Annotated in this window: 20 protein-coding genes, 1 tRNA gene and 1 pseudogene; 18 read left to right on the forward strand and 4 right to left on the reverse strand. The window is 44.6% G+C overall.

The annotated features are described in order from the left end of the window. Nucleotides 1-48: 48 nt before the first annotated feature. The 3 genes from pfkA to KGMB01110_RS09520 are packed head-to-tail and all read left to right on the forward strand — an operon-like array spanning nt 49 to nt 2390. Nucleotides 49-1038: a 6-phosphofructokinase gene (gene pfkA / locus KGMB01110_RS09510; RefSeq protein ID WP_117604043.1), complete on the forward strand. Its 990-nt coding sequence runs from the start codon at nt 49-51 to the stop codon at nt 1036-1038. Nucleotides 1039-1087: 49 nt separating this feature from the next. Further along, nucleotides 1088-1903 carry a glutamate racemase gene (gene murI / locus KGMB01110_RS09515; RefSeq protein WP_117603962.1) on the forward strand — a complete coding sequence of 272 codons (816 nt, stop codon included), beginning with the start codon at nt 1088-1090 and terminating at the stop codon, nt 1901-1903. 25 nt (nt 1904-1928) lie between these two features. Beyond that, entirely contained in the window at nt 1929-2390 is a 462-nt protein-coding gene (locus KGMB01110_RS09520) for a DUF1934 domain-containing protein (RefSeq protein ID WP_117603961.1), read from the forward strand. A gap of 329 nt (nt 2391-2719) precedes the next feature. Here KGMB01110_RS09520 and KGMB01110_RS09525 read toward each other — a convergent pair whose 3' ends face one another. After that, nucleotides 2720-3163: a hypothetical protein gene (locus KGMB01110_RS09525; RefSeq protein ID WP_117603960.1), complete on the reverse strand. Its 444-nt coding sequence runs from the start codon at nt 3161-3163 to the stop codon at nt 2720-2722. Nucleotides 3164-3357: 194 nt separating this feature from the next. Here KGMB01110_RS09525 and cls point away from each other — a divergent pair, with 194 nt between their 5' ends. Continuing rightward, the gene (gene cls / locus KGMB01110_RS09530) at nt 3358-4785 is read left to right on the forward strand and encodes a cardiolipin synthase (protein ID WP_408631093.1); all 1428 of its coding nucleotides are present in this window, start codon (nt 3358-3360) and stop codon (nt 4783-4785) included. 217 nt (nt 4786-5002) lie between these two features. Further along, the gene (tig, locus tag KGMB01110_RS09535) at nt 5003-6073 is read left to right on the forward strand and encodes a trigger factor (protein WP_119298126.1); all 1071 of its coding nucleotides are present in this window, start codon (nt 5003-5005) and stop codon (nt 6071-6073) included. Between the two features lie 144 nt (nt 6074-6217). Here tig and KGMB01110_RS15855 read toward each other — a convergent pair whose 3' ends face one another. The 3 genes and pseudogenes from KGMB01110_RS15855 to KGMB01110_RS09550 form a co-directional block, all read right to left on the reverse strand. Further along, on the reverse strand, nt 6218-6808 hold the full coding sequence (locus KGMB01110_RS15855; RefSeq protein WP_279220931.1) for an SPOR domain-containing protein: 591 nt from the start codon (nt 6806-6808) through the stop codon (nt 6218-6220). Then, nucleotides 6782-7306 (reverse strand): annotated as a pseudogene (locus KGMB01110_RS15860) (N-acetylmuramoyl-L-alanine amidase family protein); the annotation flags it as partial. The pseudogene KGMB01110_RS15860 and the gene KGMB01110_RS15855, both read right to left, overlap by 27 nt. 260 nt (nt 7307-7566) lie before the next feature. Next, nucleotides 7567-8853: an HlyC/CorC family transporter gene (locus tag KGMB01110_RS09550; RefSeq protein WP_119298127.1), complete on the reverse strand. Its 1287-nt coding sequence runs from the start codon at nt 8851-8853 to the stop codon at nt 7567-7569. A gap of 195 nt (nt 8854-9048) precedes the next feature. Here KGMB01110_RS09550 and murB point away from each other — a divergent pair, with 195 nt between their 5' ends. The 13 genes from murB to KGMB01110_RS09615 all read left to right on the forward strand — a co-directional run bounded on the left by murB (nt 9049) and on the right by KGMB01110_RS09615 (nt 22595). After that, entirely contained in the window at nt 9049-9981 is a 933-nt protein-coding gene (gene murB, locus KGMB01110_RS09555; RefSeq protein WP_174714263.1) for a UDP-N-acetylmuramate dehydrogenase, read from the forward strand. Next, on the forward strand, nt 9982-10860 hold the full coding sequence (gene rapZ / locus KGMB01110_RS09560) for an RNase adapter RapZ (protein WP_119298128.1): 879 nt from the start codon (nt 9982-9984) through the stop codon (nt 10858-10860). Nucleotides 10861-10915: 55 nt separating this feature from the next. Next, complete coding sequence (gene whiA, locus KGMB01110_RS09565; RefSeq protein WP_119298129.1) at nt 10916-11869, forward strand: DNA-binding protein WhiA; 954 nt, start codon at nt 10916-10918, stop codon at nt 11867-11869. A 2-nt stretch (nt 11870-11871) separates the two neighbouring features. Beyond that, nucleotides 11872-12129: an HPr family phosphocarrier protein gene (locus KGMB01110_RS09570; RefSeq protein WP_117888618.1), complete on the forward strand. Its 258-nt coding sequence runs from the start codon at nt 11872-11874 to the stop codon at nt 12127-12129. 4 nt (nt 12130-12133) lie between these two features. Beyond that, entirely contained in the window at nt 12134-13057 is a 924-nt protein-coding gene (locus KGMB01110_RS09575) for a diacylglycerol/lipid kinase family protein (RefSeq protein WP_117603953.1), read from the forward strand. A 120-nt stretch (nt 13058-13177) separates the two neighbouring features. Then, nucleotides 13178-13249 (forward strand) — tRNA-Glu (locus tag KGMB01110_RS09580). A 236-nt stretch (nt 13250-13485) separates the two neighbouring features. Further along, on the forward strand, nt 13486-14349 hold the full coding sequence (gene fba, locus KGMB01110_RS09585; protein WP_117604345.1) for a class II fructose-1,6-bisphosphate aldolase: 864 nt from the start codon (nt 13486-13488) through the stop codon (nt 14347-14349). A 187-nt stretch (nt 14350-14536) separates the two neighbouring features. Beyond that, nucleotides 14537-16651, forward strand: coding sequence for a glutamine synthetase III family protein (locus tag KGMB01110_RS09590; protein WP_119298130.1), 2115 nt, complete (start codon nt 14537-14539; stop codon nt 16649-16651). Nucleotides 16652-16825: 174 nt separating this feature from the next. Beyond that, nucleotides 16826-17296, forward strand: a complete 471-nt coding sequence (locus KGMB01110_RS09595; protein WP_117888617.1) for a DUF1700 domain-containing protein — start codon at nt 16826-16828, stop codon at nt 17294-17296. A gap of 270 nt (nt 17297-17566) precedes the next feature. Further along, complete coding sequence (locus tag KGMB01110_RS09600; protein WP_117604272.1) at nt 17567-17788, forward strand: hypothetical protein; 222 nt, start codon at nt 17567-17569, stop codon at nt 17786-17788. 182 nt (nt 17789-17970) lie between these two features. Beyond that, on the forward strand, nt 17971-19590 hold the full coding sequence (locus KGMB01110_RS09605; RefSeq protein ID WP_117888616.1) for a bifunctional diguanylate cyclase/phosphodiesterase: 1620 nt from the start codon (nt 17971-17973) through the stop codon (nt 19588-19590). Between the two features lie 33 nt (nt 19591-19623). After that, nucleotides 19624-20427 carry a M15 family metallopeptidase gene (locus tag KGMB01110_RS09610; RefSeq protein ID WP_117604274.1) on the forward strand — a complete coding sequence of 268 codons (804 nt, stop codon included), beginning with the start codon at nt 19624-19626 and terminating at the stop codon, nt 20425-20427. 215 nt (nt 20428-20642) lie between these two features. After that, nucleotides 20643-22595, forward strand: coding sequence for a diguanylate cyclase (locus KGMB01110_RS09615; protein WP_243112771.1), 1953 nt, complete (start codon nt 20643-20645; stop codon nt 22593-22595). Nucleotides 22596-22603: the final 8 nt, after the last annotated feature.

Here is a 22603-nt window from a genome sequence, read left to right on the forward strand (position 1 = left end):
TATTCGAAACACAGGAAGAACATCAGTGTGAGAAAGGGTGGTAAAAAGATGGCAGCAGAAGACAGAGAAAACCAGATCAGGACAATCGGAGTACTGACAAGTGGTGGAGACGCACCTGGAATGAATGCAGCAATCAGAGCAGTTGTAAGAACAGCTTTATCTAAGGGCGTAAAGGTAAGAGGAATCAGAAGAGGATTCCACGGACTTTTAAAAGAAGAGATCATTGATATGAGCGCAAGAGATGTGGCAGACATCATTCAGAGAGGTGGTACAACACTTCTGACCGCTCGTTGTAAGTCAATGATGACAGAAGAAGGTCAGCAGAAGGCAGCAGCAATCTGTAAAAAATATGGAATTGACGGACTGGTAGTAATCGGTGGAGACGGATCTTTCCGTGGAGCACAGAAACTGGCCAGCCTTGGAGTCAATACAATCGGTGTTCCGGGAACCATCGACCTGGATATCGCTTGTACAGAATATACAATCGGATTCGATACCGCAGTCAATACTGCGATGGAAGCAATCGATAAGGTTCGTGATACTTCTACATCCCATGAGAGATGCAGTATCATCGAGGTAATGGGACGTGATGCAGGATATCTGGCATTGTGGTGTGGTATCGCCAACGGTGCAGAGCGTATTCTTCTTCCGGAAGAGCACGACTATGACGAGGCAGAACTGATCGAAGATATCAAAGAGAGCATGAGAAGAGGAAAGAAGAATTACATCATCATCAATGCAGAAGGTGTTGGAGATTCTATCAATCTTGCTAAGAGAATCGAAACTGCAACAGGCATCGAGACAAGAGCAACCATCCTGGGACACATGCAACGTGGTGGAAGCCCGACATGTAAAGACAGAATGTATGCTTCTATTATGGGATCTAAAGCAGTTGATCTGCTTCTGGAAGGAAAGTCCAACCGTGTCGTAGGATATCGCCACGGTGAATACGTAGACTTTGATATTGACGAAGCGCTGAAGATGAACAAAGGAATTCCACAGTATCAGTACGAGATTTCCAAAATACTGGCACTGTAATTTACAGAATATCAGTTAACATCATTTCGATAAAAATCTGGGGGATTTTATGGAGTGTAAAAAGAATGCGCCGATTGGGGTATTCGATTCAGGAGTGGGTGGTCTTACGGTGGTCCGTGAGATCACCCGTCAACTTCCTGAGGAAAATATCGTCTATTTCGGTGATACGGCACGTGTGCCTTACGGAAGCAAATCAAAAGAGAATATTATCCGGTTTTCCGAACAGATCATTCGGTTCCTTCTGACCAAGGAGGTCAAAGCAATCGTGATTGCCTGCAATACCGCCAGTGCGCTGGCTTTGGATGCGGTAAGGGACGAGTTTGATGTTCCGCTCCTCGGCGTGGTCGTTCCCGGGGCAAGAGCAGCGGTAGAGGCGACACACAACGGAAAGATCGGTGTGATCGGGACGGATGCAACGGTACACAGCCATGTTTACACCAAAGAGATCCAGAAGATGAAGTCGGACGTTACCGTTCAGGAGAAAGCCTGTCCGCTGTTTGTACCATTGGTTGAAGAAGGGTTTAAAGATCATGCAGTGACAGGTGAGATCATTGATCATTATCTCAGTTCCATGAGGGGATCGGAGATTGATACCATGATCCTGGGCTGTACCCACTATCCGCTTTTGCGCTCCCGGATCCGAACATACATGGGAGACAATATCCAGATCGTTAATCCGGCCTATGAGACGGCGATGGATCTGAAGAAGATCTTAAAAGAGCAGGATATGGAAAATCCACAGACCAGTCAGGGACACTGTGAATTCTATGTCAGTGACGCGGCGGAGAAGTTCAAAAGCTTTGCCAATTCTGTAATGCCTTTTGATATCGAATCGACCAGAGTGATTCAGATTGAAGAATATTAGTGAAAAGAAATGGTGGGAACAGGTAATGAAGAAGGATGTACTGGTGAGTATTTCCGGACTACATACGGATATGATGAATCCGTCCGATGAGCAGGAGCCGATCGAAGTGATCGTGCCCGCCAGCTATTATTATAAGAACGGCAAACATTATGTGATGTATGAGGAACCGGTAGAGGGAAGTCTGCAGGATGTGATTAAGAACCGGATCAAGATTACCGGAGAAGACCTGCTTGAGATTTCCAAGACAGGCGCAACCAATGCGCATATGATTTTTGAGAAAAATAAAAAGAATCTGACGTATTACGGAACTCCTTACGGGCAGATGCTTTTGGGAGTAGATACGACCCGTATGGATATCGATATGACAGAGGATCATATCCACATTGCAGTGGATTACCAGTTGGATGTGAATCATGAGCCGATGGCGGAATGCGAGATCCGTATGCAGATTACGTCAAAAGACAGCGGGAAATTTTCGCTGGCATAAAAGGTACCGCAAAAAGTTGCGACGGGAACCGCGTACGCTTGCCTTCGCCCCTTAGAGAGATGCCCTTCGAGCGGCGCCTATGCTTGCTCTCAGGAAGTACTGGGGCTTCGGATGTTCCCTTACGCAATCTTTTTGCGGTGAGGGAACTATATCTCTTTATTTCCTTGACTATACTTAAAGAAGCAAAGCGGGTTCCGTTCTTATAGTTTGGAAGGAAAAAGAAATAAAGTAACCGCAAAAAGTTGCGACGGGAAAAGAAAAAGACATCGACCAGCATCTCTGGTTGATGTCTTTTCTTTTACATAGATTCATGAAATTGTCAATAGAAATTATTTGGATTTTTTAAATCTGGAGAAGAAGCCTTTTTTCTCCGGCGGAGTATCCAGAGAACCTCTCACACCGCGTACACCGGAAATGTAGATACCACTTACGGTTGCTTTGACTTCTTTCTTGACCGGAATGACATCGAAGACTTCTCTGTCGCACATGAAAGAAATAATCTTCGGTCCGACCTTTGCCTTTACAACATAAACCTTGGAACGACGCATATATTTTGGTACGCTTTCCATCACAAAGGCAGGAAATCCGGCATCTCTCAACTTCATCTTCTTCTTATCGATAACCAGCATGGACATGTTCTGCTTGGTAGCTTCCATCTGTTCCTGCTGTTCTGCCTGACGTTTCTCCATTTTCTTTCCGAGAAAATAAAGGACAACGGTCGCGATAATCAGAACGACTAATATCACAAGTAATACGATAGTCAATTTACTCACGAAAATACCCTCCTACAAATCTTTTTCACATAGATAACATTGTATCATTCTTTCCCTTGAAGTGCAAGAGAATAAGTACATGCAGGGGTTGCCGATTTGGAAAACATGACGTATAATACGAGAATATCAAGTGAGGGAGTTTTTGTATGCTGACAGCAATTGCAAATGTTTTTGTGCAGAGTTACCAGTTTACCATGGAACATCTGCTGATTATCAATATTTTATTGTCACTTTTGATCATATTTTTCCAGAGAAGATCCCCGCAGACGGTGTGGACCTGGCTTCTGGTCCTTTATTTTATTCCGATTCTCGGATTTGTTCTGTATCTGATCATCGGGCAGGATTTTCATAAGAGTCATATGTTTAAGATGAAGGAGATCGAAGGAGAGTTGAAATATGCCGTCAGACGGCAGGAAGAACATATTTACCGCAGGCAGTTGCGACTTGCAAATCCTGCGATGGAGAGGTTCCGGGGATTGATCCTGTACAATCTGGAAGCCGGCGAGGCGGTTCTGACAGACAATAATGATGTGCAGATTTATACGGATGGAAGAAAGAAATTTGAAGCATTACTCCGGGAGATCTATGCAGCACAGCATTACATTCACATGCAATATTACATTATCAAGAATGATGAGCTTTGGCAGACCATCGAAAAGGCACTGATTCAGAAAGCAAGAGAAGGCGTAGAGGTGCGGATCTTGTTTGACAGTATGGGATGTCGGACTATGAGAAACCGTGACTGGGAACGACTGGAAAAGGAGGGAATCCTGGTGGCGGAATTCTTCCCGGCTTTGTTAGGGCAGTTACAGCTTCGTGTGAATTACCGGAATCACCGGAAGATCGTGGTGATCGATGGAAGAGTCGGATTCGTCGGTGGATTTAATATTGGACGGGAGTACATTGGACGGGACAAGAAGTTCGGCTACTGGCGAGACACGCATCTTTGCATCGAAGGATCCGCCGTGACGACTCTGGCAGTACGGTTTGTTCTGGACTGGAATTATGCGGCCAAAGAAAATCTGTTCCTGGAGGATCATCTGTTTGAACTGCCGACCTATCAGCGGAACGGGCATGATCTGGTGCAGGTGATTTCCAGTGGGCCGGATTCCAAGACCAAGACGATCCACGACAACTATCTGCAACTGATCCACAGTGCCAAGCATCACATTTATTTGCAGACGCCTTATTTTATCCCGGATGAGTCGATTCTCAATGCTCTTCAGATCGCCAGCCGGTCTGGAATTGATGTGCGGATTATGATTCCGTCCAAGCCGGATCATCCTTTTGTTTACTGGGCAACATACTCCTATTTGGGAGAAATGGTGGCAGCCGGAGCAAAATGTTATGTCTATAATAACGGATTTCTGCATGCAAAAACACTGTGCGTAGACGGTATGGTGGGAAGCGTGGGAACGGCGAATATGGATATTCGGAGTTTTGAACTGAATTTCGAGGTAAATGCCGTGATCTACAGTGAGCGAACAGTGCAGCGGTTAGAGCGGGCGTTTGAACAGGATATTGAAAAATGCACTCAGATCACCCGAAATATCTATGACCAGAGAAATATGATGATCCGGGCAAAAGAACAGTTCTCCAGATTGCTGTCCCCGCTGCTGTAATTGCATGAGAAAGTGAATTAAGTATGAACTCTAGACAGATTTTATTCCAAATTGGCAGGAAATGTGCTATATTTGGCAATGGCATTGCTGTGTGAAATGAAATCGCAATCTGAAGTTCAAAAGGATTCACACTGCAAATTGAAATCTGGAAACAAAAATCCGAAAAGGAAGTTCGAAATTTAAAAATAAAAATATATAGAAAACGAGAGGAAGCATTATGAAGAAAAAATTATTAGTATTGGCAATGACAGCGTGCGTGGCATTTGGTCTTGCGGGATGTTCCGGAAAATTATCCGATGATTATGTGACCATCAACAAGTACAAAGGTCTTGAAGTAGACGAGGTTGCAAAGACTGAGGTTACAGACGACATGGTGGAATCATCCATCGACACAAAATTGGAAGAGAACGGAAATACAGAAGGTGAAGTAAAAGACGGTGATACCGTAAATCTGGACTTCACAGGAAGTGTGGACGGTGTAGAATTCGACGGTGGACAGGCAAACGGCGCGAGCCTGGAGATCGGATCCGGAACTTTCATCGGAGCAAATGGAGATTATAAGGGATTCGAAGAACAGTTAGTCGGACACAAGGTCGGAGAAGAATTTACCATTACCGTAAAATTCCCGGATGATTATTCCAGCACGGAGCTGGCTGGAAAAGTTGCTGACTTTAAAATTAAGATCAACAGCATCAAAGCAGAACTGACAGATGACTGGGTAAAGGAAAACAGTGACAAGTCTAAGACCGTTGCAGAGTATAAAAAAGAAGTGAAGAAGGAACTGGAAGCTAAGGCAGAAGAAACGCAGAATTATTCTCTGAGAAGCGAAGTGCTGACAGCCTTGATCGATCAGGTGGAATTGACAGACAAAGCATCCAGCCTGGTAGAAGATAAAGAAAAAGAAATCAAAGAATATTATCAGTCTCAGGCAACAACCTACGGTGTAGAATTCTCAGAATTCTTAAGTTCCTATCTGAATATGACAGAAGAAGAGTTTGATGCACAGGTCAAGACGGTTGCAGAGAACACCATGAAACAGGAAAAAGCAGTAGAGCTTCTTGCTGACAAGAAGAAACTGGAACCGACAGATAAAGAGTATGAAGAAGCTTATCAGCAGTATGCAGATGATTACGGCTATGAAAGCGTTGACAAGATGAAAGAGCTGGTTGGAGAAGATACCCTGAAACAACTGGTGAGGAAAGATGCAGTGGGAGATTATCTGGTAAAGAGTTGTGTACAGGTGGAAGCAAGTGATACCTCCAGTACGTCAGATTCTTCCTCAAAGTAAGAGAAAATTAAAAAGTGCCGATCAATACAGATCCCGGAATATGCTTTTCAGGCATTTCCGGGATTTGTGAATTTATGGACTGTGGCTTTATGAAATCCGTAATTTATGGGAGGGGATGGTCTGAAATTCATGTTTCTTATTGTTTCATGCAATTATAACGGTAGGATATCCGGCCCGTTTCAGCAAACGTTCCATTTTAATGGCTTCGCTCAAAGAAGAAAAAGCTCCGACGTAAACTCGGTAAATGTTTCCGGTATGGACTAAGAAGGCAGGAAAATTCTGTTCCATCAGTTCTTCCAGCAGGCGGTTCGCGTAGAGCTCCATGCGGAAAGCACCAACCTGAACGTGATAATGGTATAGAGAAGCGTCTGTCTGTGAGGACGTGGATTTTCTGGCGGGTTCAGAGGTTGTGAGTGATGCGGAGTCGGAATGATCTGGGGTGTTGTATGTTTTAGATTCGGGATTTACGTTTTTGTCGGCTGCAGAGTTCCGGGAATTGGAATGATTTACAGGAATATTGTCAGAATCCCAGGCGGGATTATTTGCAGAGACTTCAATGGGGACTGAAACTGGAACTTTTGCAGAGACTTCGATAGAATCTTCAACTGGGACTTCGATGGAATTTCCAGTTGAATTTTCGGTTGAAGATTCGATAGGAGCCGGAGTTTCGGAGAAAACTTCGGCGGCATTTTCTACCGGATCCAGTCCAAGGGTATCTACAATTCCGGCGGCGATGGCTTCCGCAATATCCTGGAAGTTCTCATCGAACAACTGATTATCTGTATCGGAGTTGATAAAGCCCACTTCCACAAGAACTGCCGGCATCCGGGTTCGTTTGAGTACCACAAGATTCGGACGCTCTTTTACGCCGAGATTTACAAAGCCGACTGCTTCTAACTGCTCATTGATATTTTCTGCCATTTCAAATTTGATACCGGATTTATCGTAGATCAGAGATTCCACTCCGGAGACGGTATTGTCGGTGGGATAGGAATTGCGGTGAATGGAGAGAAAGAAATCGGCATCCGCCGTGTTGGCTTCCATGGCTTTTTCGAAGGGGGATTCATAGACATCTTCGGTGCGGGTGTATAAGACATCAACGCCGCGATCTTGTAAAATTTCACCGATAGCAAGTGCCAGGCGAAGCGCATCATCTTTTTCCTGGCGTCCGTTGTAGACGGCTCCCGGATCGCGTCCGCCATGACCACTGTCCAACATAATTGTGTAAGGCATAGAAAACTCCTTGAGGGATGGTTGATATTAGAGTATGCCGGGACAGAGGAAGTGTGACAGAATCATTACTGTCTATTACCGTCTTTTGCAGGAAATATTAGGTTAGATATCTTTCGAGCGGCGCTGATGCTTGCTCTCAGAAAGTACCGGGACTGTAGTGAAACTAAAAAGGTTCACCGAATCTTTTTGTCGTATGCCTGGCAACAAAAAGCGTAACAGCTATCACACTGTTACGCTTAAAAACTCTGATATTTTAGTTTTTAGTCTTCGTCCGCTTCTTCATCGGAGACGTTCTTTTCCGGAAGGTAAATGTGAACCTTTTCGATACGGTTCTTGTCCAGTTTTTCAACAACCATGCGGATGTTTTCCGGAGTGGTGATCTCATCGCCAACTACCGGCAGATGACCAAGATGTTCGATGATAAATCCGCCAAGGGAATCGAAATCTTCAGACTCCAGTGTGAGATTCAAATGGTCGCAGAAATCATCCAGATTCATAGCACCTTCCACCAGATATTCCCGGTCGTTCAGTTTCTGGAAAGCCTCTTCCTCGTTCTCATCGTACTCATCATGGATCTCACCGACTATTTCTTCCAGAATGTCTTCCAGAGTGATCAGTCCCGCAGTTTCCCCATATTCGTCTAAAACGATGGCGATATTGAAAGAAGCATCTCTCATTTCTACGAGAAGTTCGGAAATGTTTTTATATTCATAGGTAAAATAAGCGGATCTTAAAATATCGCGAACCTTAAAATTCTCACGGTTTTCAAAGAGAAGGAGGTCCTTCATATTGATGGTACCGATTACGTTGTCCGTGTTATCCTCAAAAATCGGAAGACGGGTAAATTTGTCTTCGCGGAAAATGTTGATCAACTCTTCGTAGGTACTGTTTACATCGGCAAAAGTGACATGTACTCTGGGGACCATGACATCCTTGGCTACGGCATCTCCCAGATCGAATACGTTATAAATCATTTCCTTCTCATCGGATTCAATGACTCCGTCTTCATGACTGACATCCACAATCGTGCGCAGTTCATCTTCTGTCATCGCCGGATCTGTCGCATTCGGATCAATTCGAAGCAGGAACAACAGGATATTGGAAATCAGATTGACCACAAAGATCAACGGTGTCATCAACGTGGTGAAAACGTTAAAAAATGGTGCGTAAAATAAGGCCATTTTATCGGCGCGAATCGTGGCAGCTGTTTTGGGTGTAATCTCACCAAAGACAAGAATCGCCAGAGTCAGAACGGCCGTAACAATACTGACAGCATATCCGCCAAAACTATAGGCCAGAGTAGCAGCCAGAGAGGAAGCGGAAATGTTGACGATGTTGTTGCCGATCAGAATCGCGCTTAAAAGCTTGGATTTTCGGTTCTCAGAAAGTTCCAGAAGAATCTTTGCGCGTTTATCGCCGTTATCGGCAAGAGAACGGATCCGCATTTTGTTAAAAGTTGTCATAGAGGTTTCTGCTGATGAGAACATAGCAGATAGTGCCAACAGAATCAACAGAATCAAATAGTGTATGGCATCACTTGAGTCCACGAATTAATTCACTCCTTCTTTCATAAATACAGTTGAAATTTGTCTTATTGAGACAATAGTACCATAAATATACCGCATTTTCGGGCATTTTGCAATAACGACCCGTCTTTACTTTGTACTTTTTTTAGTGTATCATATGGGCAGAAGTCTATGCAAAAAGGCGGACGAAACCAAAGGAGTATGGATGAGATGAAAATGGATGATAAGGCAGATCAGAATATAAAGCAAACGTTTGAAGCAAAATTACGTCAGTTGGTCAAACAGGAAGTCCTGATAAAAGAGCCGATGGCGGGGCATGTGACGTTCCGTGTGGGAGGACCGGCAGACTATTATGTGAGAGTGTCGGATGCAGAAGAACTGAAACAGGTGATTGCTTTGTGCAGGGCAAGAGAGATTCCCTGGTTTGTGCTGGGAAATGGAAGCAACCTATTGGTCGGAGATGGCGGCATCCGAGGTGTGGTGCTGGAGATCCAGAGAGATTATGCGGAGGTTCAGGTGGATGGTGTGAAAGTGACTGCTCAGGCGGGAGCGCTTCTTTCCAGAATTGCAGCGGCAGCGCTTCGAGAGGGACTGACCGGGTTTGAGTTTGCGGCAGGAATTCCGGGAACCATCGGAGGAGCATGTGTGATGAATGCCGGAGCTTACGGTGGAGAACTGAAAGACGTTCTGAGAGAAGTCAAAGTCCTGACTCCTGATGGAGAAGTCAAAGAGTTGCCGGCAGAGGAACTGCAGCTTGGCTATCGAACCAGCGTGATCCCGGAAAAAGGCTATATTGTTCTGGAAGCAACTCTGGAATTAAAGGAAGGAAAGCCAGAAGAAATCAAGGCGGTTATGGAGGGTCTGAAAGAACGGCGGATCGACAAACAGCCATTGGAATATCCGAGTGCCGGAAGTACTTTCAAACGTCCTGAGGGATATTTCGCAGGAAAACTGATCCAGGATGCGGGGCTTCGCGGATTTCAGGTCGGTGGTGCGCAGGTGGCAGAAAAACACTGTGGGTTTGTGATCAACAAAGAGCATGCGACAGCAGCGGATATTTTGGAACTGATTCGTCAGGTACAGGAAAAAGTGCTGGCAGATTCCGGAGTAAAGTTGGAAACAGAAGTGAAAAAGATAGGAGAATTTTAAATGCGGATGGTGATCGTGACCGGAATGTCCGGGGCAGGAAAAAGTACGGCGTTGAAAGTGTTGGAAGATACCGGCTATTTTTGCGTGGATAATCTTCCGATTCCGCTGTTTTTAAAATTTGTGGAAATGTCGGCACAGCCGGACGCTAATCTGGACAAAGTAGCGATCGGGATCGATATCCGGGGCGGCCGTTCTTTTGCAAGGCTGGCAGAAGAACTGGATGTATTGAAAGAAAAAGAAATCCCTCATGAGATCCTTTATCTGGATGCAGGCGATGATGTGCTGGTCAAACGTTATAAGGAAACCAGAAGAAGTCATCCGCTGGCAAAGGATGGACGTCTGGACAAGGGGATTGCGGCAGAGCGAAAAGAACTGGAATTTCTGAAAATGCGGGCAACCTATATCATTGATACCAGTAACCTGCTGACCAGAGAACTGAATCAGGAAATTCGCAAGATTTTTGTGGAAGGGAAGGAGTATAAGAATCTTTATGTGACCATTCTGTCCTTTGGATTCAAATATGGGATTCCGTCTGATGCGGATCTGGTGTTCGATGTCAGATTTTTGCCGAACCCTTATTATATAGAAGAATTAAAAGAAAAGACGGGGCAGGATAAGGTGGTACAGCAGTATGTGATGGACAATGATAAGGCTCCGGTTTTTTTGGAAAAGGTGACGGAGCTGCTGGAGTTCCTACTGCCGAATTATATTCTGGAAGGAAAGAATCAACTGGTGATCGCGGTCGGTTGTACGGGCGGCAAACACCGTTCTGTGACTCTGGCAAATGCAATCTATGAGAAAATGAAGGAAAAAGAGGATTACGGATTCCGGATCGAGCATCGCGATATCACAAAAGACAGTATCACGAAAGCAAAGTAAACGGAAGAGGCAGGAAAAATAAAGAAAAACACAGAGAAAGAATAGAGAACGGATTATGTCATTTTCGGGAAATGTAAAAGAAGAATTGTCACACCAGATTGCCCAGGCGAGGCACTGTCAGATCGCGGAACTGGCGGCTTTGATCAGTATGTGTGGTGCGGTGGTCATTACGCCGGGAGAAAAGTACCGGATCAAGATCCACACGGAAAAAATCGCCGTTGCGAGAAAATGCTTTACATTGGTGACAAAAACATTTAATATTAGAACTGATATCTCTGTCCGCAGAAACCTTGAAAAAGGAAGCGAGACTTATATGCTCGTCATCCGGGAGCATGAAGACGCATTGCGGATTTTACAGGCAACGAAACTGATCGGAGAAAGGGAAGATGCATATTCAGCGTTACATATTGTAGATCCCATTCTGGTACAGCAGCCATGTTGCAAAAGAGCGTTTTTAAGAGGGGCGTTTCTGGCAGCAGGATCTATGAGTGATCCAAACAAGGCTTATCACTTTGAGATTGTCTGTACAACAGTGAATATGGCGGAACAGCTTCGCAGGATGATGTGCAGCTTCTCCATGGATGCAAAGATCGTAGCCCGCAAGAAAATGTACGTGGTATATTTGAAAGAGGGGGCACAGTTGGTCGATATGCTCAATATCATGGAAGCGCATGTATCTCTGATGGAACTGGAGAATGTCCGTATTCTCAAAGAGATGAGAAACGCAGTGAACCGAAAGGTGAACTGTGAGACTGCAAATATCAACAAAACTGTCTCTGCCGCAGTGAAACAGGTAGAGGATATCAGGTATATCCAACAAACTATTGGTTTAGACAAATTATCAGATGGACTGAAAGAGATGGCGATACTTCGCCTGGAGCATCCGGATGCAACATTAAAAGAGTTGGGAGAGATTTCAGATCCGCCTGTGGGGAAGTCCGGGGTGAATCACCGCCTGAGAAAAATCGGTGAGATCGCGGAAGATGTCAGGCAGAATAAGGAGGATTAGCTATGATAGAAAGACCGATTACCGTTAGACATGAAAAGGGTTTGGAAGCCAGACCGATCGCATTTTTAGTTCAGGAAGCCAGCCAGTATTCAAGTCAGATTCATCTGTTAGTCGGAACAAAGAAAATTAATGCAAAGAGTATTATGGGTATGATGAGCTTAAGTCTGATGGACGGAGATCTTGTGACGGTAGTTGCAGATGGCAAAGATGAGGAAGAAGCAGCTGACGGAATTGAAAAGTTTTTGGAGGGTGTGAAATAACGGCGTGAAGAAATTATTGTTCATATACAATCCGAATGCCGGAACAGGAGTTTTAAAACCAAAATTATCTGATGTTCTGGATATTTTTGTGAAAGCAGGATATGAAGTAACGGTGTATCCGACCCAGTGCTACCATGATGCGAGCAAAAAGGCCGGCAGTTATACGGAAACGTATGATCTGGTGGTATGCAGTGGCGGGGACGGAACCCTGGATGAAGTGGTGACCGCAATGATGGCGCGGGAAGATAAAGTGCCGATCGGATATATTCCAACGGGTACGACCAATGATTTCGCTTCCAGTCTGCGGATTCCGAAGAATTTACTGGATGCAGCCAATATAGCGGTGAACGGGGTTCCGTTTGCCTGTGATGTGGGGCGATTCAATAAAGATATTTTTGTATATGTAGCGGCATTTGGACTTTTCACCGATGTTTCCTACGAGACAAAACAGGAAATGAAAAATGTTCTGGGACATCTTGCTTATGTTCTGGAAGGAACCAAACGTATTTTTAATATTCCATCTTATCATATGAAAGTCACTTTGGATGATCAGGTGATCGAGGATGATTTTGTATATGGAATGGTGACCAATTCCAAATCTGTAGGGGGATTTAAGGGAATGGTCGGCAAAGATGTAGTGTTTGATGATGGAGAATTTGAAGTCACTTTGATCAAGAGTCCGAAGAATCCGATCGAGCTGAATGAAGTAGTGGGGGCGCTTGTCCTGAAACAGGCAGATCAAAAACACATGTATTCTTTTAAAACGGGGCATATCAAATTCGAGTCCATCGAAGAGATTCCGTGGACGCTGGATGGAGAATACGGTGGATCCCATGATACAGTAGAGATCAGAGATGCCAAAAAAGCACTTCAGATCATGGTGGATCCGGAAGGGCTGGCGGATATTTCGGCTGACTATAAGAAATGAGAGAGTTTGCGAGGTGCAACAGACTACTGAAAAATTCTCATAAAACTTTGAAAAAAACACTTGCATTATGAAGAAAAATATTATATAATTCTTTTTGCTGTGAGCGACTCACAGCAATATGGCTCCCTGGTCAAGCGGTTAAGACGCTAGCCTCTCACGCTGGAATCAGGGGTTCGATTCCCCTGGGAGTCATTTCAGAAGAAGTATCCGAAAGGATGCTTCTTTTTTTACTTATGACAATAGAGCGTTTGCAGGAGGATAATGGTTTTTGTCAAGGGCTTGTGATAAAAATATCAATTTTAGACAAAATTCTAAAAATCCGTAGAAAAATAGGACAATTTGTCTGTTTGTTTTGTGGTGATTCACACTTGAACCGATTGCGAGATTTACGTTATAATGGGACAGTAAAAAATACTGGAGGAAGAACTATGTTAGTATCAGCAGCAGAAATGCTTAAAAAAGCAAAAGCAGGACATTATGCAGTCGGACATTTCAACATCAACAACCTGGAATGGACCAAATGCATCCTGCAGGCAGCAGAAGAGATGAAGTCACCGGTGATTCTCGGTGTATCTGAAGGTGCCGGAAAATATATGACAGGATTTAAGACCATTACAGCTATGGTAGATGCTATGGTAGAAGAGATGGGAATTACCGTTCCGGTAGCACTTCACTTAGACCACGGCAGCTACGAAGGATGTAAGAAATGTATCGAGGCAGGATTCTCATCCATCATGTTTGACGGATCTCACTATCCGATCGAGGAAAACATTGCAAAGACAAAAGAACTGGTTGCAATCTGTAAAGAGAAAGGAATGTCTCTGGAAGCAGAAGTCGGAGCGATCGGCGGAGAAGAAGACGGAGTCATCGGAAAAGGCGAATGTGCAGATCCGGAAGAATGTAAGATGATCGCTGATCTGGGAATTGATTTTCTGGCAGCAGGAATCGGAAACATCCACGGAAAATATCCGGAGAACTGGGAAGGTCTGAGCTTTGAAACTCTGGATGCAATCCAGCAGAAGACGGGAGATATGCCGCTTGTACTTCACGGAGGTACAGGGATTCCGGACGATATGATCAAGAAAGCCATCTCCCTTGGTGTGGCCAAGATCAATGTAAACACAGAGTGCCAGATCGTGTTTGCAGAAGCAACAAGAAAGTATATCGAAGAAGGAAAGGATCTGGAAGGAAAAGGATTCGATCCGCGTAAACTTCTGAAGCCGGGCTGCGATGCTATTATCGATAAAGTAAAAGAAAAGATTGAGTTATTCGGATCTGCTGGAAAGGCATGATTTTAACAGCAAGCGAAAAAAATTAAATTTGTACTTGCCTTTTTCAAACGGATAGAGTATACTAACAGGCGTAGATAAGAACAAAGGCGTTCCAAGATAACTTGGAGTGCCTTTTGTTGTATCTGACCTTTTACATAGAACATCAGGAATGTTTTGAAGGAAAATATAAGAAAGCGAGGGTGATACAATGAGCACAGAACCGATTAATGTGGCAGAGATTTTTGGGGAAAACGTATTTAATGATACGGTAATGCAGGAACGTCTGCCGAAGAAGGTTTACAAGAATCTGAAGAAGACCATTGAAGAAGGAAAGGAACTGGATCTTGAGACAGCCGATGTGATTGCACATGAGATGAAAGAATGGGCAATCGAGAAAGGCGCAACACACTACACACACTGGTTTTTACCACTGACAGGTGTAACAGCAGAGAAACATGATTCCTTTATTTCCGCTCCACTTCCGAATGGAAAGGTTTTGATGAGCTTTTCAGGAAAGGAACTGATCAAGGGAGAACCGGATGCATCGTCCTTCCCGTCAGGTGGACTTCGTGCAACATTTGAAGCCAGAGGATATACGGCATGGGATTGCACATCACCGGCATTCGTAAGACAGGATGCAGCAGGTGCAACACTTTGTATTCCAACCGCTTTCTGCTCTTATACAGGAGAGGCACTGGATCAGAAGACACCGCTTCTGAGATCCATGGAAGCCATCAATACACAGGCATTGAGACTGCTTCGTCTCTTCGGAAATACAACATCCAAGAAGGTAACTCCTTCTGTAGGCGCAGAGCAGGAATATTTCCTGGTAGACGCAGAGAAATTTGAAGAAAGAAAAGACCTGATCTATACCGGACGCACTTTATTCGGAGCGATGCCACCGAAAGGTCAGGAGCTGGATGATCATTATTTCGGAACCATTCGTCAGAGAATCGCAGCCTTTATGAAGGATGTAAATGAAGAACTTTGGAAAGTCGGTGTCACAGCAAAGACCCAGCATAATGAAGTAGCACCGGCACAGCACGAACTGGCGCCGATCTATACAGAAGCAAATAAAGCAGTTGACCACAATCAGCTGGTTATGCAGACATTGAAGAGAATAGCTTGTCAGCACGGCATGAAGTGCCTGCTCCACGAGAAACCGTTTGCAGGCGTCAATGGATCTGGTAAACATAATAACTGGTCCATCACGACTGATGATGGGATTAACATGTTAGATCCTGGCAAAACACCTCATGAAAACACACAGTTCCTGCTGGTACTGACCTGTATCCTGAAAGCGGTCAATAAACATGCCGATCTGCTTCGTGAATCTGCAGCGGATCCGGGAAATGACCACAGACTTGGAGCGAATGAAGCACCTCCGGCAATTGTATCTGTTTTTCTGGGCGAGCAGCTGGAAGATGTGCTGGAACAGCTGATCAGTACAGGAGAGGCAACACACAGCTTAAAAGGTGGAAAACTGGAAACAGGAGTTGCGACTCTGCCAGACCTTTCCAAAGATGCAACAGACCGTAACCGTACATCACCGTTTGCGTTTACCGGAAACAAATTCGAATTCCGTATGGTTGGATCTCGTGATTCCATCGCAAATCCGAACATCGTACTGAATACGATCGTAGCGGAAGCATTTGCGGAAGCCTGTGATGTACTGGAAGGCGCAGATGATTTTGATAAGGCAGTACATGATCTGATCAAAGAATATGCGGTTGAGAACCAGAAAATCGTCTTCAACGGAAACGGATATTCTGATGAATGGGTTGCAGAAGCTGAAAGAAGAGGACTGCCAAATATTAAGTCTATGGTGGAAGCAATTCCGTCTATCACAACAGACAAAGCAGTGGCACTGTTTGAGAGATTTAATGTGTTTACAAGAGTAGAGCTGGAGTCTCGTGCGGAGATTCAGTATGAGGCGTATGCAAAAGCAATCAATATCGAAGCCCGTACCATGATCGATATGGCAAGCAAGCAGATCATCCCGGCAGTTATGAAATATACAAAAGAACTGGCAGAGACGGTGCTGGCTGTAAAAGAGGCAGGAGCAGATGCATCTGTACAGAGTGAACTGCTGGGTGAAATCTCCGGTTATCTGGTAGAGGCAAAGGCAGCTTTGAAAGCACTGACAGAGATTACAGATGAAGCAGCAGCAAAAGAAGAGGGTAGCGTTCAGGCAAACTTCTATCACAACGATGTAGTTCCGGCAATGGCTGCACTTCGTGCACCGGTTGACAAACTGGAAATGATCGTGGACAAAGAAGCATGGCCAATGCCGTCCTATGGAGATCTGATCTTCGAAGTCTAAGAGATTGAGTTAAGTCTGAACAGACAGAAAATTAAAATGATTAACAGAGAAGCAGGGTTCGGAATTTCCGGATTCTGCTTCTCTGTTTAATCGTTTAGAAAATTTTAATGACCTGTACTCTTGGAATCGAAGAGCAGATATGCTATCCTGTTACCATCGAAAGGCGGAGAAAAGATGACAAAGACAGAATTTTTAAAGAAACTGCAGGAAGAACTGGAGCAGGGAATGGCTCCGGCAGAAGTGCGGGAGAATGTAGAGTATTACAGAAATTATATAGAAGACGAGAAATCCAAAGGAGAAAGTGAGGACGCGGTCGTCAACAGTCTGGGAGATCCGTGGGCAATCGCGAAGAATATCCTGGAGTCTCCGGGAGGACAGGGAACCGGTGGCGGTGGATATTATGAAGATCCTTACCGGCAGCCTGCTGATTATACGCAAAGCAGTGACCGTGATCAGGAAGGACCGAAGGTTCATGTGTATAATTTTGATGCTCCGTGGAAACGCTTTTTGCTGGTAGCAGTGGTGATCCTGATCTTAGTGGGACTGATTCTGCTGATAACGGGAGTGGTTAGTTTCCTGGCACCGGTGATCGTTCCGATCTTCCTGGTGATTTTATTGTTTCGACTTTTTGGAAACAGGCGATGAAGTACCGGGGCTTCGGATGTTCCCTTATGCAAATCTTTTTTGGATAGATAAAAAGACGTAAAAGAAGAAAGATAAAATAAAAGTAAAAGACCGATGGGGGAGCCATCGGTCTTTTGAGGGGAGTATAAATAATTAATAAGGGGTTGTAGAAATTGCTTTCTACGGGATTTAGTATAATATAAAATGGAAAAAAAATCAAGTATAATTTGCGAAGAATCTGGCACAATAATCCTGTAACTAAAATGATTTCAGAATTCAGGAGGCAATCAAATGAGCAGAAATTACAGTGATTCTCAAAACCAGAACAATTCCACAAATTCTTATTCTTCTTATGGGGATGAGCAGAGCAAGAATCAGAACAAAAACCAGAACAAGAACCAGAATAAAAATAAGAACAGCAATTGCTCGGATAAGAACAGTTACGGAAGCAGTTATGGAAATAGCTACGGCAATACTTCTGACAATACCAACAGCAGCAACCGGACGAAATAATTGTATCAGCGCATGAGACAGGAAAAGGCAGGGAAAATCAGGAAACTGGTTTTCTCTGCCTTTTTCAGTGAAAGATTCCCTCTTTTTTCCTGAACCGCCTCCCTTGCATTTTATACCAGAATATAATAGAATAAATATACTGTTGGCGAACGTAAAAAGACAGAAATTGGAGGAATTCACCCATGGGTGTAAACTATACACAAAAATCAGTCATTGAGATTATGAATGAGATTTTAAGTGCGGTTCGGGATTATTATGATTCGGACTACGCTTATTATGCAGAACGCAGTGAGGACGAGATCCTTACGGTATATGAGTGGTGTGCGGACGGAAAAGAATGGATGCGTGAGCAGATCCGCATGAGTTCGACAAAGGACGCTCCGAGATGGATGAAAGAAGAAATCCTGGATCCGAATGATTCGGATTACAGTGTGTTCTTTCCGTTGGGCGAAGGTGTTATGGGGATTCTGGCAGCAGTCGGAGTACACCGGGGCGGCTGCGGTCTGGAACTGCTTCATACGACGGCACCTTTTATGGGGCAGATCCTTGCAATGAAAAAAGCAGAAAAGAAGCAGGAATATTTGAGCTATCATGACGAGATGACCGGACTTCTGAACCGGAACAGTTTCGTAGAATATACAGAAGGGCTGGATGTAAAAGAACTGGAGTCTGCAGGAGCAGTTTCCGTTGATATCAACAGCCTGAAGAAATTTAATCTGGAATTTGGCCATGACTACGGAGATGAAGTGGTGCGAAGAGTGGCGGAACTTCTGGAAGAATATTTCAAGGGAGATCATGTATTCCGCCTGACAGGCGACGAATATCTGATCCTCTGTGAGAACATCCCTTATGAAAAATTTATCACACAGGTGCACGACCTGCATACAAAGCTGGACAATATCAGCCTGGATTTGACTTCTGTAGGTTATGCATGGGAAAAGGTGGAGATTGATACAGACCGGCTGATCCGTGGCGCGGAAGAGATGATGCATCAGGAGAAACAGGATTATTACAGAAGAGAACGTAAAGAAGATCACAGGCCGATCATTGAGCAGGATCTCTTAGACGATATCCGGGGCGGACGCTATATTGTGTGTCTGGATCCGGAGTTTGATATCCAGACCGATTCCGTATCCGGTGCTTCGGCGGTGATCCGGTATCACCACAAAGATCTGGGTGTGATTGATCCGAAGAAATATCTGGATATTCTGGAGCAGACCAAATTATCCTATCATCTGGATATTTATATTTTTGAACAGGTCTGTCGGACGCTGCAGAACTGGGTACAAAGAGAGATTCCGCTGATTCCGATTTCTGTTCCGCTTTCCGGCGTAACCCTTCGGAGAGACGGGATTGCGGAAGAACTGATACAGATTGCCCGGAAATATCGGGTGCCGACGGAATACCTTCTGGTGGAGGTTTCCGATGTGGATAGCCATTTGAATCAGGAAATGATCGCAGCGACAACCAACAAGATCCGAAAAGGCAATATCAGGGTAGTACTGGATCAGTTCGGCTCCAAGCAGTCAAGTCTGGCTTCTATTGCGATCATGGAATTTGATGTACTGAAGCTGGATCGCAGTATTGTGGAAGATATTGTAGGAAATCACCGCTGTCAGGTGGTGGCGCAGGCAATTCTTGATACCTGCCGCAGACTTGGAGTCAATTCCATTGCCAGCGGAGTGGTGACGCAGGATCAGTTAAATGTATTAAAAGAACTAGGATATCAGAATGCAGAAGGGGTATTGTTTAACAAGCCAATTACCGTGGAGACGTTTGAAGTACGGTATCTGGGACAGTAAAATACTTTGGACAGGCGAGGAGAGCGAGAACAAATGGCAAATGGAAACAGCAGAAAACGGGAGAAACTGATAAAGATCTGTAAAGTATTTGGTGGTGGCGGACTGATCCTGGGACTGATTGTCGGAATTTTTGGGACGAAGATTGTGGATCATATCGGAGCCAACAAGACAAAAGAAGCCTATACGGCACAGATCCAGAAGGCAGAAAGCGAAACGAAGAGCCTGAAAGAGCAACTGGCAGGCAGCAGGGAAGAGATCGAGAAAAAAATCGCGGCAGCGGACTGGAATATGATTCTGGTCAATGAAGAGTTTCCGTTGTCAAAAGATTTTAAAGTAGATCTGGATACATTGGACGGAGAATATAAGGCAGACAAGCGAATCGTCAAAGACGCGAAAGCAATGATCGCGGCAGCGGCAAAGGAAGATCTGAATCTTGTGGTTCAGTCTGCTTATCGGGATGAAAGCAAACAGACCAGCGTATTTGAACAGACCATGGAGACGCTGGTAGAGAACGGTTCCTCTTATCTGGATGCATATGATGAGGCAAAGAAATCCGTGAACCTGCCGGGCAACAGTGAACATGCCACCGGTCTGGCTCTGGATATTGTTTCGGATACTTACACAGATCTGGATGAAAAATTTGCAGCCACGGACGAAGGAAAATGGCTGGCTGCGCATTGCGCGGAATATGGATTTATTTTACGTTACCCCAAAGGAAAGGAAGACATCACAGGAATTACATACGAACCTTGGCATTTCCGGTATGTGGGAACGGATATGGCAAAAGAACTGACAGATAAGGGCATTACACTGGAAGAGTATTATGGCCTGAATTAGCTGTCAGGCATACGAGAAAAGGTTCAGTGAACTTTTTGGCAGGAAAGCGACAGGAGCATTGGTAAAACAGTGCTCTTTTTGACGATTCAGGAAAGAAACACGGATCCGGATTCCGAAAGGATAAAAGATAGATTGGATAAAACGGACAAAAGACAGAGATGGATTGGAAAATTTGAACCCCGAAACGAACAGGACAGGAATCCGGAGGAAAAAACGTGAGAGAAGATGATAAAATGACAAAAGAACAGGCAGAAGTGGAAGTACAGAATTTTCAGAAAATTTTTGATGTGGTGAGACTTTTAAAAGTCAGTGAGATGGCCTGTGCAGAAGGAAGCTGGGAATGGCCGGAGAAAAAGGAAGAAGAGCGGGAATCGGAAAAGAGATATTGTTATGATTACTGGAAGAAAGAGCAGCGCTGTGAAAACTGCGTATCTCTGCGAGCAATTCTTACAAAAGAGTCAAAGGGCAAACTGGAAGTCATGGAAGGCCGGATTTATCAGGTGATTGCCCGCTATATTGAAGTGGACGAAGAGCCTTATATCATGGAGCTGATCCGGTGTCTGGACAATGACTGGTCTATCGGGGAAGCAAACCATGAAAAACTGGTGGATCTCTTTGTTCATTACAACGATAAACTGTACCGGGATGCGGTGACGGATGCATATAACCGGAGATATTATGAGGACGAACTGCGGAGGAAAAAGGAAAGTGCCGGTGTGGCGCTGATCGATCTGGATGATTTCAAGCTATACAATGATACTTATGGTCATCAGACCGGAGATCTGGCACTGTATATCGTTGTTGACGTGATTCGGAACAATATCCGTAAATCGGATAAGCTGATCCGGTTTGGCGGGGATGAGTTTCTGCTGGTGATGCCGGATATTGAGGGAGGTGTCTTTGCGGAAAAACTGAAGAAGATTCAGGAAGAGATCCACAACAGCAGTGTGATGGGATATCAGAATCTGAAAATGTCCATCAGTGCCGGTGGCGTGATCTGTGCCGGAGAGACCATTGAACAGGCAGTTCAGCGTGCAGATAAGCTGATGTATCAGGCAAAACGTAATAAAAATATGGTACTGACAGAACGGGATGCGATAGAAGAGGAACAGGAGAAAGGGGGTCCGAAGCAGAAGATTCTGGTAGTGGACGATTCGGAAATGAATCGTGAAATTTTAAAAGAAATGCTGAAAAAAGATTTTGATCTGATGGAAGCAGCAAATGGTGAGGAAGGCATTGAGATGTTGAAGAAATATGGCAGAGATGTTTCTCTGGTACTTCTGGATATTATAATGCCGGTGATGGATGGATTCGAAGTTCTGATGGAAATGAATCGGAGACACTGGCTGGAAGATATTCCGGTGATCATGATCTCCGGTGAGGAAGGACAGAGTTACATCCGAAAAGCCTTCAAATTCGGTGTGTCAGATTATATCCGGCGTCCTTTTGACGGACAGGTTGTTTACCAGCGAGTTTTTAATACGATCAAGCTGTATGCAAAGCAGAGAAGACTGATGATGCTTCTTACAGATCAGCTACAGGAAAAAGAGAAGAATAATCAGATGATGGTAGAGGCATTAAGTCAGATCGTAGAGTTCCGAAACGGCGAGAGCGGACTCCATGTCATGCACATCAATCTGCTGACCAGGCTTTTGTTAGAGCATCTGGTAGAAAAGACCAATCATTATAATCTGAGCCCGGATGACTGTTATATGATTTCCATGGCGTCAGCGTTCCATGATATCGGAAAGATCGGAATTGATGAGAAGATCCTGAACAAACCGGGGAAACTGACGAAAGAAGAATTTGAACAGATGAAACAGCATACGGTGATCGGAGCATCGATGCTGGATCATATGGAACGGTATAAAGATGAGCCGATGATCAAATTGTCCAGACAGATCTGCAGATGGCATCATGAGCGGTACGACGGCAAGGGGTATCCTGATGGACTGAAAGGGGAAGAAATTCCGATTGCGGCTCAGGTGGTATCCCTGGCAGATGTGTATGATGCACTGATCAGTAAGCGGGCTTATAAGGAAGCATTTTCGCATGAAAAGGCAATGCAGATGATTCTGAATGGAGAATGTGGTACATTCAATCCGATTCTGCTGGAGGCATTCGTGGAGATTCAGGACAAACTTCAGAGAGTTATGCAACAGGAGTAAAAAGCTTC

Source organism: Mediterraneibacter butyricigenes, from assembly GCF_003574295.1.
Lineage (GTDB): Bacteria > Bacillota > Clostridia > Lachnospirales > Lachnospiraceae > Mediterraneibacter_A > Mediterraneibacter_A butyricigenes.

Coding starts and splice junctions, on each gene's coding strand:
- pfkA (WP_117604043.1), top strand. CDS start 49: ATGGCAGCAGAAGACAGAGAAAACCAGATCAGGACAATCGGAGTACTG.
- murI (WP_117603962.1), top strand. CDS start 1,088: ATGGAGTGTAAAAAGAATGCGCCGATTGGGGTATTCGATTCAGGAGTG.
- KGMB01110_RS09520 (WP_117603961.1), top strand. CDS start 1,929: ATGAAGAAGGATGTACTGGTGAGTATTTCCGGACTACATACGGATATG.
- cls (WP_408631093.1), top strand. CDS start 3,358: ATGGAACATCTGCTGATTATCAATATTTTATTGTCACTTTTGATCATA.
- tig (WP_119298126.1), top strand. CDS start 5,003: ATGAAGAAAAAATTATTAGTATTGGCAATGACAGCGTGCGTGGCATTT.
- murB (WP_174714263.1), top strand. CDS start 9,049: ATGGATGATAAGGCAGATCAGAATATAAAGCAAACGTTTGAAGCAAAA.
- rapZ (WP_119298128.1), top strand. CDS start 9,982: ATGCGGATGGTGATCGTGACCGGAATGTCCGGGGCAGGAAAAAGTACG.
- whiA (WP_119298129.1), top strand. CDS start 10,916: ATGTCATTTTCGGGAAATGTAAAAGAAGAATTGTCACACCAGATTGCC.
- KGMB01110_RS09570 (WP_117888618.1), top strand. CDS start 11,872: ATGATAGAAAGACCGATTACCGTTAGACATGAAAAGGGTTTGGAAGCC.
- fba (WP_117604345.1), top strand. CDS start 13,486: ATGTTAGTATCAGCAGCAGAAATGCTTAAAAAAGCAAAAGCAGGACAT.
- KGMB01110_RS09590 (WP_119298130.1), top strand. CDS start 14,537: ATGAGCACAGAACCGATTAATGTGGCAGAGATTTTTGGGGAAAACGTA.
- KGMB01110_RS09595 (WP_117888617.1), top strand. CDS start 16,826: ATGACAAAGACAGAATTTTTAAAGAAACTGCAGGAAGAACTGGAGCAG.
- KGMB01110_RS09600 (WP_117604272.1), top strand. CDS start 17,567: ATGAGCAGAAATTACAGTGATTCTCAAAACCAGAACAATTCCACAAAT.
- KGMB01110_RS09605 (WP_117888616.1), top strand. CDS start 17,971: ATGGGTGTAAACTATACACAAAAATCAGTCATTGAGATTATGAATGAG.
- KGMB01110_RS09610 (WP_117604274.1), top strand. CDS start 19,624: ATGGCAAATGGAAACAGCAGAAAACGGGAGAAACTGATAAAGATCTGT.